Source organism: Kitasatospora sp. NPDC091207, assembly GCF_044768625.1.
Classification (GTDB): Bacteria; Actinomycetota; Actinomycetes; order Streptomycetales; family Streptomycetaceae; genus Kitasatospora.
This window is the reverse complement of record NZ_JBIVVS010000017.1, coordinates 97936-112751: the sequence shown is the minus strand read 5'-3', so window position 1 is coordinate 112751 and position 14816 is coordinate 97936. Positions and strand designations below refer to the sequence as shown.

General features: G+C 73.9%; 9 protein-coding genes. 7 read left to right on the top strand and 2 right to left on the bottom strand.

Annotation, left to right across the window (positions count from 1 at the left end):
• Positions 1-8 precede the first annotated feature (8 nt).
• Together ACIQTO_RS25660 and ACIQTO_RS25655 are read right to left on the bottom strand one after the other, a co-directional pair.
• Complete coding sequence (locus ACIQTO_RS25660; protein ID WP_402392321.1) at positions 9-2456, bottom strand: discoidin domain-containing protein; 2448 nt, start codon at positions 2454-2456, stop codon at positions 9-11.
• A 451-nt stretch (positions 2457-2907) separates the two neighbouring features.
• Positions 2908-3984 (bottom strand): LacI family DNA-binding transcriptional regulator, encoded by a 1077-nt coding sequence (locus tag ACIQTO_RS25655; protein ID WP_402392318.1) that lies wholly within the window; start codon positions 3982-3984, stop codon positions 2908-2910.
• Positions 3985-4116: 132 nt separating this feature from the next.
• On the opposite strand from ACIQTO_RS25655, the gene ACIQTO_RS25650 reads away from it, so the two are divergent.
• The 7 genes from ACIQTO_RS25650 (at position 4117) to manA (ending at position 14283) form a co-directional block, all read left to right on the top strand.
• Positions 4117-5403 carry an ABC transporter substrate-binding protein gene (locus ACIQTO_RS25650; protein WP_402392316.1) on the top strand — a complete coding sequence of 429 codons (1287 nt, stop codon included), beginning with the start codon at positions 4117-4119 and terminating at the stop codon, positions 5401-5403.
• 238 nt (positions 5404-5641) lie between these two features.
• Positions 5642-6514: a carbohydrate ABC transporter permease gene (locus ACIQTO_RS25645; RefSeq protein ID WP_402392314.1), complete on the top strand. Its 873-nt coding sequence runs from the start codon at positions 5642-5644 to the stop codon at positions 6512-6514.
• 4 nt (positions 6515-6518) lie between these two features.
• A complete protein-coding gene (locus ACIQTO_RS25640) occupies positions 6519-7427 on the top strand; it encodes a carbohydrate ABC transporter permease (protein ID WP_402392311.1) in 909 nt (302 codons plus the stop codon).
• Positions 7428-7494: 67 nt separating this feature from the next.
• The gene (locus ACIQTO_RS25635) at positions 7495-8808 is read left to right on the top strand and encodes a glycosyl hydrolase (protein WP_402392308.1); all 1314 of its coding nucleotides are present in this window, start codon (positions 7495-7497) and stop codon (positions 8806-8808) included.
• 75 nt (positions 8809-8883) lie between these two features.
• On the top strand, positions 8884-11934 hold the full coding sequence (locus ACIQTO_RS25630; protein WP_402392305.1) for an alpha-mannosidase: 3051 nt from the start codon (positions 8884-8886) through the stop codon (positions 11932-11934).
• 70 nt (positions 11935-12004) lie between these two features.
• A complete protein-coding gene (locus ACIQTO_RS25625; protein ID WP_402392302.1) occupies positions 12005-12955 on the top strand; it encodes an ROK family protein in 951 nt (316 codons plus the stop codon).
• A 41-nt stretch (positions 12956-12996) separates the two neighbouring features.
• Positions 12997-14283, top strand: coding sequence for a mannose-6-phosphate isomerase, class I (gene manA / locus ACIQTO_RS25620; protein WP_402392299.1), 1287 nt, complete (start codon positions 12997-12999; stop codon positions 14281-14283).
• Positions 14284-14816 lie beyond the last annotated feature (533 nt).

The following is a 14816-nucleotide window of genomic DNA, read 5'->3' as shown; positions in this document are numbered from 1 at the left end:
CGGGAGGGCTATGCGCCCCAGGCCTCGAACTCGTAGACGCGGGCGGCGGGATCGGTGCCCTGGGTCGGCTTGGTGACCGACAGCCGGACGTAGCGGGCGGTGGTGCTCACCGGGTGGGTGGTGGTCCCGGCGGTGTTGCCGGTGACGGTGGTGACGGTGGTCCACGCGTCGGCCGTGGAGTTGCGCACCTGGATGGTGAAGTCCCGGGTGTTGTACGCCGCGCTCTCACCGCCCGCCGAGGCGTGCTTCACCACGAACTTGGTGAGCGGTTGCGCCGAACCGAGGTCCACCTCCAGCCACTTGGCCGATGCGGTGGCGCACCACTTGTCGCCGTTGCCGCCGTTCACGGTGCCGTTGACGGCCTTGGCCGGAGTCTCGTTGCCGTTGCACTGGCCGGAGGCGGTGGCCGGGCGGTTCAGCGCCAGGTTGCCGCCGGCGGGCGGGGTGCCGGTCCAGGAGACCGTGGTGGTGGCGGCGGTGGAGCGGCCGTACTCGGTGGAGACCGCCTCCACCTCGACGGTGGTGCTGCTCTCCGTGCCGGCCCGCTCCAGCTTGTTGACGAAGTAGGCGTCGGACGGCGTCGCGCCGAGGTAGCCGCGGCTGCCGTCGGCGTTGCGCCGGTACAGCTCGTAGTGGTGCACCGAGCCGGCGGCCGAGGGCGTCCAGGACAGCCGCAGCGACTGGCTGGAGCCGGCCACCACGTCACTGGCCCCGAGCACGGTGAGGCCGCTCGGCGCGGCGGGTGCGTCCACCGCGCCGTCCTGGAGGGCGAGCTGACCGACCCTCACGTCGTAGGCGGGGTTGGCCCCGTCGGCCTGGAGGCCGATCTGGGCGATGGTGCGGCCGGCGTAGGCGGAGAGGTCCAGGGTGTGGCGCTCCCACCCGGTACCGGAGTTGGCGCCGAGGTCGAGGGTGGTGAAGGTGCCCGGCGCGTCGGTGAAGGAGATCGCGGCCTTCAGGCCGGTCGCCCCGGCCGCCGGCGTCTTGAGCACCAGCGAGAGCTTGCTGTCCGCCGCCACCGGCAGCTTCGTCTGGTAGAGGCGCACGGTGTTGACGGCGTCCAGCTTGCCGCTGAGGCGCAGCGAGGAGCCGCCCTCGTAGGCGTCGGTGAAGTCGATGGACGGGGTCAGCTTCGAGCCGCTGGAGGAGACCAGCCAGCGGTAGGTGGGCGGGACGTCCTGGAGCGAGAGGTTGTTCCAGCCACCGGTCGCGACCCGGCCGCCGCCGGCGTTGTAGAAGTCGCCCTGGCCGGTGGAGAAGTTGGTGACGAAGGGCTTCGCGGTGATCGGGGAGGACTCGGCGACGTAGGTCGACAGGCCCTTCCAGCTCGACGACGTCGTGGTGTTCGACGGGTCGCTGTTGGCGCCGACCCAGTAGCGGGAGTCCTTGGCGTAGAAGTCGGCGCGGTCGGTGGCGGACTTCCAGGTCCACTCGGGGCGGTAGAGGCCGAGCGAGGTGGTGTGCGGCTTGCCGGCCGGGAAGAGCGCGTTCCAGTCGACGGAGGTGTTGTAGCCGTTGGACTCGGTGTCGATGCCGGAGTAGAGGTCGTACTCGCCCCGGCCGAGGCCCCGGGCCAGGGTTCGGGAGGAGTCCAGGCCGCCGGCGCTCCAGTTGAAGTTGAGGAACATCGAGTCGGAGGTCCGCCTGGCGTCCTCCTGGAGGAAGGCGTCGTTGGCGGAGGTCAGCGCGTTCTGCCAGGAGACCGGGCCGGACTCGGTCATCGCGTCGTACCACATGTACTCGGTACCGGTCTGCGCCTTGGTGTACTGCATGAGGTTGCGGACCTCGCCGGCCAGGGCCGAATCCCCGCCGCCGGTCTCCTGGTTGATGAACCAGCCGTCGAAGCCGTAGTACTGGGCGGCCTGGGTGAGCTTGTCGGCGACGGGGTAGCGGGTGCCGGACTTCTGGACGAAGTCGCGGACCCACTGGAGCTGGCCGCCGTAGGCCGCGGGCGGGAAGAAGACGGTGCCGTAGACCTTGACGCCGTTGCGGTGCGCGGCGTCGATGACGGTCGGGTTGGGGGCGAGGATCAGGCCCTCGCCGGCCGAACCGCCCCAGAAGACCAGCTTGTCCACGTACTGCCAGTAGCCGAAGGCGTAGTAGTTCGGGTCGGCCGAGCCCTGCGAGGGGTTGTTGGAGGTCGGCCCGAAGGAGACCAGCGAGGCGACCTTGCCCTCGCCGGCGCGGGCGTTGGGGTTGGCCTTGAGCGCCGGGTCGCTGGTGCGCGGCTGGAGCGGGACGCGGGAGCGGTTGAAGCGGGCGTCCGGGTCGGTGGCCGGGTCCCAGGTCAGGATGGTGTTCGGGTACCAGTAGGAGGCGTAGGGCTGGCTGCCGGTCGCCGCGGCGGCGGCCGGGGCCGCCGGCGCGGGGGCGGGATCCGCGTGGGCGGTGGGGGCGGCGCCGAGGACGGCGGCCCCGAGGGCGGCGCTCAGCAGGAGGGGGAGGTGTCGTGACATGCGGTGGCTCCGATCGAGCGGAGGAGGGTGGGGCGGTCCGCCGGGGAGGGGCGGCCCGGGTGCATGTGCGGGCGGCTGGGCAGGTACGTGCGGGTGTGCGGCTGGGCAGGTACGTACAGGTGCGGGTGGTCACGCGGCTGCGCTCGGCGCTGATCAACGGGGTGGTTCGCTTCTCGGCCGGCGGGGTGCCGGGTGAGGGCGTCGCCGGTGGGCCAGGTGCGACGGGTGGTGCGGGCCGCCCTGCCGTGCGGTACCGGGCGGAGCGCGGAGGCGGGCCCGGCCCCGCACCGGACGAACGCGGGGCTCCGGGGCACCCGACACCCTGGGTGCCACGGGCGGAAACGGACGCCCCGGGCCAACGGACGCCCCCGGCGCACGGCGCGCGGCCGGGAGCCGCCCGACTCCCCGCCCGCGGTGGCACGCCGAGCGGGACCGGCTCGGCGCTGCGAACCTAAACCGGTTCAGACCGGCTGTCAACGGTCCGCGCAACTGCCACTCCGGCGAGTGATCCGGGGGCCGGCGGGGAGGTGGACTCGCGGACCGTCAGCCGCGGCGTGGGCATCTGCAGGTCCCGGCCGGGGCCGGTCCCGTCGATCACCGCGAGCAGGCTGCGCGCGACCTGCTCGCCCAGCGCGAAGGTGTCCCGGCTGAGCGCGGTCAGCGGCGGGTGGACGATCCGGGCGAGCACCGAGTCGTCGAAGGAGACGATCGACAGCTCCCCGGGCACCGCGACGCCCATCTCACCGGCCACCCCCAGCCCGGCCACCGCCATGACGTCGCTGTCGTAGATGATCGCGGTGGGCCGCCGGGGGCGGGAGAGCAGCGTCCGGGTGGCGGCCGCGCCCTCCGCGTCGCTGAAGTCGGTCGGCACCGAGACCGCCTCCTCCAGATCGAGCCGCCGCGAGGCGTCGCGCAGCGCGCGGATCCGGCGCTGGGTGTGCTGGAAGTGCGGCAGGCCGGCCAGGTGGGCGATCCTGCGGTGCCCGATCGCGGCCAGGTAGTCGACGATCGAGAGCATCGCCTCCCGGTCGTCGGCCCAGATCCGCAGCGGACCGCCGCCCTTGCCCGGGCCGCCCAGCACGACGGCGGGCAGCGCGAGTTCCTCCAGCGTCTCCAGCCGCGGGTCGCGGACCTGGAGGTCGACCACGATGAAGCCGTCGACCCGGTGCTCGGAGGCCCAGCGCCGGTAGACCTCGATCTCGGCGGCGGTGTCCTCGACCACCATCAGGTGCAGCGCGACCGCGTGGGCGGAGAGCACCGCCTGCAGACCGGAGAGCAGTTGGCTGAAGAACGGCTCGACACCGATGGTGCGGGCGGGGCGGGCGATCACCAGCCCGACCGCGTCGGCCCGGGCGCCGCCCAGGGCGCGGGCGGCGCTGTGCGGCCGCCAGTTCATCTCCTCGGCGACCCGGAGGATCCGGGCCCTGGTCGCCTCGCTCACCCCGGGGCGCCCGTTGAGCGCGAAGGACACCGCGCCCTTCGAGACCCCGGCCTGGCGCGCGATGTCGGCGATGGTCGGTCTGCCCACGGAATCGGACTCCTCTCTTGACATCCAAGTTTAGGCGGGAGCATAGTCCCTGCAACAGCTAGACCGGTTTAGTAAGTCAGGTTCTGTACGTCAGCACAATCCCCCACCCACCCCCTGGACCGGGAGACCCTCATGCGAAGAATCTGGGCGGCACTGACGATGGCGGCGGTCTCCACCGCCGCGCTCACCGGCTGCGGACTCGGCTCCGACACCAAGAGCGACGACACCCTGGCGAGTGCGGCCGCCACCGGTGACGTCAAGGGCAAGGTCTCGCTCCAGACCTGGGCGCTCAAGCCCAAGTTCACCGACTACATGCAGAGCGTGATCGACGACTTCCAGAAGAAGTACCCGGGCGTCCAGGTCGACTGGCTCGACCAGCCCGGCGACGGCTACGCCGACAAGGTGCTCAGCCAGGCCGCCGCCGGCTCCCTCCCCGACGTGGTCAACCTCCCCCCGGACTTCGCGCTGCCGCTGGCCAAGCAGAACCAGCTGCTGGACATCGCCAAGGCCGACCCGAAGCTCGCCGACGAGTACGTCGCCGGCGGCATCGACGCCTACCGCTTCACCGGCCAGGACGGCACCTTCGGCTACCCGTGGTACCTCAACACCGATGTGAACTACTGGAACGCGGAGCTGCTGACCAAGAACGGCCTGGACCCGGCGAAGCTCCCCACCACCCTGGACGAACTCATCGCCCAGGCCAGGGTGTTCAAGGAGAAGTCCGGCGGCTCGACCTACCTGATGAGCCGCAAGCCCGGTCTCGGCGACCTGACCAGCGCCGGCGTCAAGGTGATGTCCGACGACGGCAAGTCCTTCACCTTCAACACCCCCGAGGCCGCCGCGCTGCTCGACAAGTACCGCGCCGCGTTCAAGGAGGGCCTGCTGCCGAAGGACATCCTGACCGACACCTACGCCGGCAACTCCAAGCTCCTCAACGCCGGTACGGCGGCCTGGACCACCGGTGGCGCCAACTTCATCACCAGTCTCGCCACCGACAACCCGACCCTCGCCCCGAAGATCGTCTCCTCCCCCGCGATGGGCATCGCGCCGCTCTACGTGCAGGGGCTGTCGGTCCCGAAGAACAGCAAGAACCCGGCCGCGGCGGTGGCCCTGGCCCGCTGGGTCACCAGCCCGGAGAACCAGGCCCGGTTCGCCCAGCTGACCAGCATCTTCCCGTCCACCAAGGCGTCCGCCGGCGACCCGTTCTTCAGCAAGAGCGACGGCACCAACGCCGGTGACGCCAAGGTGATCGCGTTCACCTCGCTGGCCAAGGCGAAGATCATCCAGCCGGTCCAGGTCGACGACGCGATGAGCACCGTCGTCAAGCAGCAGATCGCCCTGGCGATCAGCGGCGACGCCACCTCCCAGCAGGCCCTGGACACGGCCGTCGAGCGCTGCAACCAACTGCTCAAGGGCTGACCCCGCCACCGGGCGGCGGCCCGCCCCCGACCCACCCCGTGCCGGCGGCGCGGCGGCGCCCTCCCCCAGGACCCGCCGCCCGCCGGGGCCGGGCCGGCCCACCCGCCCGGGGCCACCCGCCTGCCACGCGCACCCGCCTCCCCCGCAGCAACGCGACGCGAAGCGCCCCCACCAGACCTGCCCAGTCCCGCCCCCGTCCCCCGTCCCGCGCGCCCCCGCCCCAGGAAGGCATCGGCACATGACCCACCGGCGTTGGTTCACCCCCTGGCTGCTCGCCGGGCCCGCGATCATCTGGCTGGTCGCCTTCAACCTCTGGCCGACGATCAACACGGTGATCCTCTCGTTCACCAACGCCAAGCCCCTGGGCGGCGGCCGGTTCACCGGCCTGGCCAACTACGAACGCATCTTCAGCGACGAGCAGTTGGCCGACGCCCTGCTCAACAGCATCGTCTACCTGCTGGTCTGCCTCCCGCTGCTGACCTTCCTGCCGCTGCTGCTCGCCCTGCTCGTCCAGCGCAAGCTGCCCGGCATCACCTTCTTCCGCACCGCCTTCTACACCCCGGTGATCGCCTCCGCCGTCGTGGTGGCGCTGATCTGGGGCTGGGTGCTGGACGACCGCGGGCTGGTCAACGGCCTGCTCCAACAGACCGGGCTGGCCGACTCCCCGGTCGCGTTCCTGACCGACCGCTGGCTGCTGCTGCTCAGCGCGATCGCCCTGACCACCTGGAAGGGCCTCGGCTACTACATGGTGATCTACCTGTCCGCGCTGGCCAACGTCGGCCGGGAACTGCACGAGGCCGCCGCCGTCGACGGCGCGAGCGCCTTCCGCCGGTTCTGGCACGTCACCCTGCCCGGGGTGCGGCCCACCATGATGCTGATCTCGGTGCTGATCTCGGTCTCCTCGCTGCGCGTCTTCTCCGAGCTGTACGTGCTCTCCCACGGCACCGGCGGCCCCGGCGGCCGGGACATGTCGGTGGTGATGCTGATCCAGATGTACAGCCGCGGCTTCACCGGCCACCTGGGCTACGCCTCCGCGCTCAGCCTGCTGCTGTTCGTCATCACCCTCGGCCCGATGCTGCTCCTGACGCGCCTCAACCGGAAGGCGGACTGACCCCGTGACCGACACCGCCGCCCCCGCCCGGCCCGCCACGCCGACCGCGCCGGCCCCGGCCCCGGCCCGCCGCGCCCGGAGCTTCAACTCCCCCTCCCCCGCCCGGACCGCGCTGCGCTACCTGCTCCTGCTGGTCGTCCTGCTGCTGGTGATCGGCCCCTTCCTCTGGCAGCTCTCCACCTCGCTCAAGGGACCGGGCGAGGACGTCTACACCCGGAGCCCGAGCTTCATCCCCGAGGACCTGACCTTCGCCAACTACGCCAAGGTCGCCGACACCATCCCGGTCTGGACGTACGCGGCCAACTCGCTGACCGTCGCCGCGATCGCGATCTTCGGCAACGTGGTCGGCACCACGCTGGCCGGCTACGCGCTGGCCAAACTGCGCTTCCGCGGCGCCCGGCTGGTCTTCGGCCTCTTCCTGGCCACGCTGGTGCTGCCCGGCGAGGTCACCATCGTCTCCCAGTACGTGACGGTCCGCGGCCTCGGCCTGGCCGACTCGCTGACCGGCGTCGCCCTGCCCGGCGCGATCGCGATGCTCAACGTGCTGCTGATGCGGACGGCGTTCGCGGCCGTCCCGCCCGAACTCGACCAGGCCGCCCTGGTGGACGGCGCCACCGTCTGGCAGCGCCTGTGGCACATCGGTCTGCCGAACGTCCGCGGCATGCTCAGCGTGATCGTGATCTTCACCTTCATCGGCGCCTGGGACGACTTCCTCTGGCCGCTGATCGTGCTCAACGACCCGCAGAAGTACACGCTCACCGTCGGGCTCCAGTACCTCAACGGCACGTTCAGCGCCAACCCCCGGCTGATCGCGGCCGGCACCATGATCGCGTTCCTGCCGATCGTCGTGGTGTTCGGCATCTGCCAGCGGTTCTTCTTCAGGGGCGTCGAGGAGGGAGCCGTCAAGGGGTAGCCGCACCGTCCGCCCGACCCGTCGCCGGACCAGCGACGGCCGCACCCACCGAGGAAGCCCACCGCGCATGACCGCCGCTCAGGACCGCCCGCAGGACAGCACGCAGGCCCCGCCCCGGGACCGCCCGCAGGCCCCCGCCGCCCCGCGCTTCGGCGTCAACTACACGCCCAGCGCCGGCTGGTTCCACCACTGGCTCGACTTCGACCTCGACGCCGTCCGCGCCGACCTCGACTCGATCGCCGCGCTCGGCCTGGACCACGTCCGGGTCTTCCCGCTCTGGCCCGTCTTCCAGCCGAACCGCACGCTGATCCGCCCGCGCGCCGTCGAGCAGCTGACCGAGCTGGTGGACGCGGCCGGCGAACGCGGTCTGGACGTCGCGGTGGACGGCCTCCAGGGCCACCTGTCCAGCTTCGACTTCCAGCCGTCGTGGACGCAGACCTGGCACCGCCGCAACCTCTTCACCGACCCGGACGTGATCGACGGCCAGGCCGCCTACCTGCGCACCCTGGCCGCCGCCCTGCACGCCCGGCCGAACTTCCTCGGCATGACGGTCGGCAACGAGGTCAACCAGTTCTCCGGCGACCCGCACCCCGACCCGGACCGGGCCACCCCCGAGCAGGTCGACGCCTGGCTGCGCCGGATGCTCGCCGCCTGCGAGGAGGGCGCGCCCGGCCGGCTCAACCTGCACGCCTCCTACGACGCCGCCTGGTACCTGGACGAGCACCCGTTCACCCCCTGGCACTCGGCCCGGCTCGGCGCCGCGACCGCCGTGCACTCCTGGGTCTTCAACGGCACCGCCCAGCGCTACGGCGCGCACTCCACCGCCACCGCGCAGCACGCCGCCTACCTGGTCGAGCTCTCCAAGGCCTGGGCGGACGACCCGCACCGCCCGGTCTGGCTGCAGGAGGTCGGCGCGCCGGCCCCGCTGATCACCGCCGAGGACGCCGCCCGCTTCACCGGCGACACCGTGGCGGCCGTGCTGGACTGCCCCGACCTGTGGGGCGTCACCTGGTGGTGCTCGCACGACGTGGACCGCTCGCTGGCCGACTTCCCCGAGCTGGAGTACAGCCTCGGTCTGCTCACCACCGACCGCCGGGTCAAGCCGGCCGGCGCCCGGCTCGCCGCCGCGGTGGCCGAACTGCGCACCGGCCGGCAGCCGCCCCGGCCCCGCACCACCGCCGTGGTGGTCGCCACCGGCGACGACGTCACCTCACCCAAGCGCTCGGTCTGCGGGCCCGGCGGCGCCGTCTTCGAGGCGTTCATGCGGCTCGCCGAGGACGGCGCCCGGCCGACCGCGGTGCTCGCCGAGCGCGCCGGGGACCGGGCCCACCTGGCCGCCCGGGGCATCACCGAGGTCGTCCACCCGGACGACGTACGCTGACCGGTCACCCGTCCCGTCGTCCCGCCCGACTTTCCGTCCCGTCACCCCCTCAGTCACGCAACGGAGCCCGCTGACATGCACGATGACCGCAGCCTGGTCGAGTCCCGCCTCAAGCGCGTCCTGGAGGAGCGCATCCGCCCGGCGCTCTACCCGGAGTCCGTCCCGCTGGAGGTGTCGATCTGGACGGCTCCCGGCGAGCCCGTCCCGGTGGCCGAGGGCCTGGCCGCGCCGCGCACCCCGATCGCCGTCGGCGACGCCTGGGGCGCGCCGTGGGGCACCAGCTGGATCACCGTCACCGGCACGGTGCCCGAGGCGTGGGCCGGGCGGACCGTCGAGGCCCTGATCGACCTCGGCTTCGACGCCAACATGCCCGGCTTCCAGTGCGAGGGCCTGGTCTACCGCCCGGACGGCAGCCCGGTGAAGGGCCTCAACCCGCAGAACCAGTGGGTGCGGATCGCCGCCCCCGCGGCCGGCGGCGAGCAGGTGCTGCTGCACGTCGAGGCCGCCGCCAACCCGGTGATCCTCGACTACCACCCCTTCCTGCCGACCGAGCTGGGCGACCGCGAGACCGCCGGCGACCGCCCGCAGTACAAGCTGGCCCGGATGGACCTCGCGGTCTTCGACGAGACGGTCTGGCAGCTCGTCATGGACCTGGAGGTGCTGGGCGAGCTGATGGCGGAGCTGCCGGTCGACGGCGCCCGCCGCTGGGACGTGCTGCGCGCGATCGAGCGGGCCCTGGACGCGGTCGACCTGCAGGACGTCAACGGCACCGCCGCCGCGGCCCGGGAGCAACTGGCCGCCGTGCTGGCCGCGCCCGCCGTACCCTCGGCGCACCGGATCAGCGCGGTCGGCCACGCGCACATCGACTCGGCGTGGCTCTGGCCGCTGCGCGAGACCGTCCGCAAGGTCGCCCGCACCACCGCCAACATGACGGCGCTGCTGGAGGACGAGCCGGACTTCGTCTACACCATGTCGCAGGCGCAGCAGTACGCCTGGATCAAGGAGCACCGGCCCGAGGTGTACGCGCGGGTCAAGAAGGCCGTCGCCGAGGGCCGGTTCGTGCCGGCCGGCGGCATGTGGGTGGAGTCCGACACCAACATGCCGGCCTCGGAGGCGATGGCCCGGCAGTTCGTGCACGGCAAGCGGTTCTTCCTGGAGGAGTTCGGGGTCGAGAACCAGGAGGCCTGGCTGCCGGACACCTTCGGGTTCACCGGCGGGCTGCCGCAGATCATCCGCAACGCGGGCTCCAAGTGGCTGCTGACCCAGAAGATCTCGTGGAGCCAGGTCAACACGTTCCCGCACCACACCTTCCTCTGGGAGGGCATCGACGGGACCCGGATCTTCACCCACTTCCCGCCCGTGGACACCTACAACTGCTCCATGAAGGGCAAGGAGATCGCGCACGCCGCGCGGAACTTCAAGGACAAGGGCGTGGCCCGGCACTCGATCGCCCCGACCGGCTGGGGCGACGGCGGCGGCGGCACCACCCGCGAGATGATCGCCAAGGCCGCCCGGCTGCGGGACCTGGAGGGTTCCGCCACGGTCCGCTGGGAGCGGCCGGCCGAGTTCTTCGAGCAGGCGCAGGCCGACTACCCGAACCCGCCGGTCTGGGTCGGGGAGCTGTACCTGGAGCTGCACCGGGCCACCCTGACCAGCCAGGCCAAGACCAAGCAGGGCAACCGCCGCAGCGAGAACCTGCTGCGCGAGGCCGAGCTGTGGTGCGCCACCGCCGCGCTGCGCACCGGCCTGGCCTATCCGTACGAGGAACTGGACCGGATCTGGAAGACGGTGCTGCTGCACCAGTTCCACGACATCCTGCCCGGCTCCTCGATCGCCTGGGTCCACCGCGAGGCCGAGGCGACGTACGCGGCGCTCGGCGAGGAGCTGGAGACGCTGATCGGCCGGGCGCAGCAGGCGCTGGCCGGGGACGCGGCGGGCGGGCGCGAGCTGGTGTTCAACGGCGCCCCGCACACCCGCTCGGGAGCGCCCGCCGGCGGCGCGGCTCCCGCCTCGGCGGCGCGGGCGGACGGCTGTGCGGTCAGCGCCCGCGACGGGGGCGGGTTCGTGCTCGGCAACGGCCTGCTGTCCGTCACGGTGGACGGCGACGGCCTGGTGGTCTCGGTGGTGGACCTCGCCACCGGGCGCGAGACGGTGGCCCCCGGCGCCCGCGCCAACCTGCTCCAGCTGCACCCGGACTTCCCGAACATGTGGGACGCCTGGGACGTGGACCAGTTCTACCGCAACACCGTCACCGACCTGACCGCGGTGGACGCGCTCACGGTGGCACTGGACGCGCCGGACGCGGTCGCCGTGCGGGTCGCGCGGTCCTTCGGCTCGTCGACGGTCGTCCAGACGCTGACCCTGCGCGCGGGCGCCGGGCGGCTGGACATCGACACCGAGGTGGACTGGCACGAGACGGAGAAGTTCCTCAAGGCGGCCTTCCCGCTGGACGTGCACACCGAGCGGTACGCCGCCGAGACCCAGTTCGGCCACCTGTACCGGCCCACCCACACCAACACCAGCTGGGAGGCGGCCAAGTTCGAGGCCTGCAACCACCGCTTCGTCCACCTGGAGGAGCCGGGCTGGGGCGTCGCGCTGGTCACCGCCTCCACCTACGGGCACGACGTCACCCGGACGGTGCGCGCGGCGGACGGCGGCACCACCACGACGGTGCGGTTCTCGCTGCTGCGCGCGCCGCGCTTCCCCGACCCGCAGACCGACCAGGGCCCGCACCGGTTCCGGCACGCGCTGGTGCCGGGCGCCGGGATCGCCGACGCCGTCCGCGAGGGCTATCTGATCAGCCTGCCCGAGCGGCGGGTGACCGGGACCGCCGAGGCCGTCCGGCCGCTGGTGGAGGTGGACCGGGACGCCCTGGTGGTCAGCGCCGTCAAGCTGGCCGACGACGGCAGCGGGGACGTGATCGTCCGGGTCTACGAGGCCAACGGCGGCCGGGCCCGGGGCCGGCTCGCCACCTCGTTCCCGCTGGCCGGGGCGGTGCCCTGCGACCTGCTGGAGCGGCCGTGGGACGGCACCCGCGGGTCGGTGGCGGTGAGCGGTGACGGCGTCGAGCTGGCCCTGCGCCCGTTCGAGCTGGTCACGCTGCGTCTGACGGCCGCGTCCGGCTGACGCTCTACCCTGTCCGTTGCCCCCCTCCCGCCCGGGAGGGGGCCCCGCCCCTGGTTCTGGAGCCGCCGCGATGACCGCCGTCCCGTCCGTCCGCCCGCTGGTCGCCGCCCTCGACATCGGCGGGACGAAGATCGCCGGGGCGCTCGTCGACGAGCGCGGGGAGCTCACCCACCGGGTCCAACTGCCCACCCCGGCCGAGCGGTCCGGCGCCGCCGTGCTGGCCGTCGTGCACCGGGTGCTCGACCAGCTCGCCGCCGCGCCCGGCTGGGGCGCGGTGACCGCCGTCGGCATCGGCAGCGCCGGGCCGGTGGATCTGCGGCACGGCACCGTCAGCCCGGTCAACATCCCCGGCTGGCGGGCGTTCCCGCTGGTCGCCGAAGTCGCCGCGCACCCGGCCGTGGCCGGGCTCGCCGTCCCGGTGGCGCTGGCCGGGGACGGCGTCGCGATGGCGGCCGCCGAGCACTGGCGCGGCGCGGCGCGCGACGCCGCCAACGCGCTCTGCCTGGTGGTCTCCACCGGTGTCGGCGCCGGGCTGGTCCTGGACGGCGCGGTGCGGCCCGGCCCCAGCGGCAACGCCGGTCACCTCGGCCACATCAGCGTCGACCTGGACGGCGACCCGTGCCCGTGCGGATCGCGCGGCTGCCTGGAGGGGATCGCCGCCGGCCCGGCGATCGCCCGGCGGGCCCTGGCCCGGGGCTGGCGGCCGACGGGCCCGGACGAGGACCGCTCGGCACGTGCCGTGGCCGCCGCCGCGCTGGCCGGCGACCCGGTCGCCCTCGCCTCCTTCGACCGGGCCGCCCAGGCGCTGGCCGCCGGAATCGCCGCCACCGCCGCCCTGGTCGACCTCGACCGGGTGGTGATCGGCGGCGGGGTCGCCACCGCCGGCGCCCCGCTGTTCGATCCGCTCGCCCGGCATCTCGACCGGTACGCCGCGCTGCCCTACGTCCGCGGCCTCGACGTCCGCCGCGCCGAACTCGGCACCGACGCGGGCCTGATCGGCGCGGCGGCGATCTGCCGTTAGGCCCGGTCCGCCCCCCCGGCCCCCACACGAGAGACCCCCGCATGCCCGCACCCACCCGTCCCCCGTTCGCCCCGCTCGCCAACCCCGTCCGCGCCTACGCCTGGGGCTCCACCACCGCCATCCCCGCGCTCACCGGCACGCCGGCCACCGGTGAGCCGCAGGCCGAGCTCTGGATGGGCGCCCACCCGTCCGCCCCCTCGCTGCGGGACGACGCCGGGGGCGCCGGCCCGCGCCCGCTGGACCGGCTGATCGCCGAGGACCCGGAGGGCGAGCTGGGGCCGGACACCGTACGGCGGTTCGGCCCCCGGCTGCCCTTCCTGTTCAAGGTGCTGGCCGCCGAGCGGGCGCTCTCGCTCCAGGTGCACCCCTCCCGGGCCCGGGCCGAGGCCGGCTTCGCCGCCGAGGAGGCCCGCGGCATCCCCCGCGACGCCCCGCAGCGCACCTTCAAGGACCGCGACCACAAGCCCGAACTGATCTGTGCGCTGGGTGACTTCGAGGCGCTCTGCGGGTTCCGTCCGGCGTCCGCCACGGCCGATCTGCTGGACGGGCTGGCCGTCCCGTTGCTCGCCCCGTGGGCCGCCGCGCTGCGCCACCGGCCCGCCGGGGAGGTGCTGCCGGCGATGCTGCGGCACGTCCTGGAGGACGTCCGCCCCGGCCCGGCCGAGCTCGCCGGTGTCGCCGCGGCCCTGCGGCGGGTCGCCGCCGGGGACGGTCCGTACGCGGCCGCCTGCGCCGCCTACGCGCGGGCCGCCCGGGACTACCCCGGTGACCCGGGCCTGGTCGCCGCACTGCTGCTGAACCACGTCCGGCTCCGGGCCGGTCAGGCGCTGGCCCTCGACGCCGGGGTGCCGCACGCCTATCTGCACGGCCTGGGCGTCGAGTTGATGGCCAACTCGGACAACGTGCTGCGCTGCGGACTCACCGCCAAGCACATCGACGTGGACGGGCTGCTGGCGGTGACGTCCTTCCGGACCGGCGAGCCCCCCGTGCTCACCGCGTCGCCGGCCGGTTCGTCCGCCCCCTCGCCCGCCTCCTCGCCGGACGGCCCGCGGGCCGTCGACGCGGCCGGCGCGGGGATCGAGGACGTGTTCCCCTCGCCGGCCGAGGAGTTCCGGCTGTCCCGGCTGCGGCCCACCGCCGCACCCGCCCGGGTCGACCTGGCCGGGCCGCAGATCCTGCTCTGCACGGCCGGGCGGGCCCGGCTGCGGAGCTCGGCCGGCGACACCCTCGACCTGGCGCCGGGCGGCTCGGCCTATCTGCGGCCGTCCGGTGAGCCGGTGCTGCTGACCGGCACCGGAGCGGAGCTGTTCCGCGCCACCACCGGCTGAGGCCCCGTCGACGGCCGCGGCCGGCCGGCCGGAACGGGGCCACCCACCGCCCGGACCGACCTCCGCTCCCTGGGCCCGGCCGTCGCGGCCGCACCCGGACGGGTGTGCCCGGCGGGTGTGCCTGACGTGTGACCGGGCTGCCGAGCCGAACGGGTGTACCCGGTGGCTGTGCCGGACGGCTGTGCCGGGGGCGGCGCATCGCGGCGCGGCGGGCTTCGCCCGGGCCGGTGACCACCGGATGGCCCTCGCGCGCCCGGATGCCCGCGGTCGCCGCCCGGGCGGCCTGCCCGGGGCGCGCGACGCCGGGGCCGCACACCGGTCCGGTGCGCGCCGCAGCCGGCGGCGCCATTGCCGCCGCTGCCACCCCTTCCGCCGCCGTACGACGATCAGCACCGTCCTGAGCACCGCGGGACGGGTCGGGCACTGCGGGACGGACGGGCCCGGCGGGCGGTACCGGTCCGGCGGCACCCGCGGCGGCCCTTCGGTTTCTGCTGGCCCGGTCGGTCCGGTGGGCCCGGTGGGTCCTGCGCTGG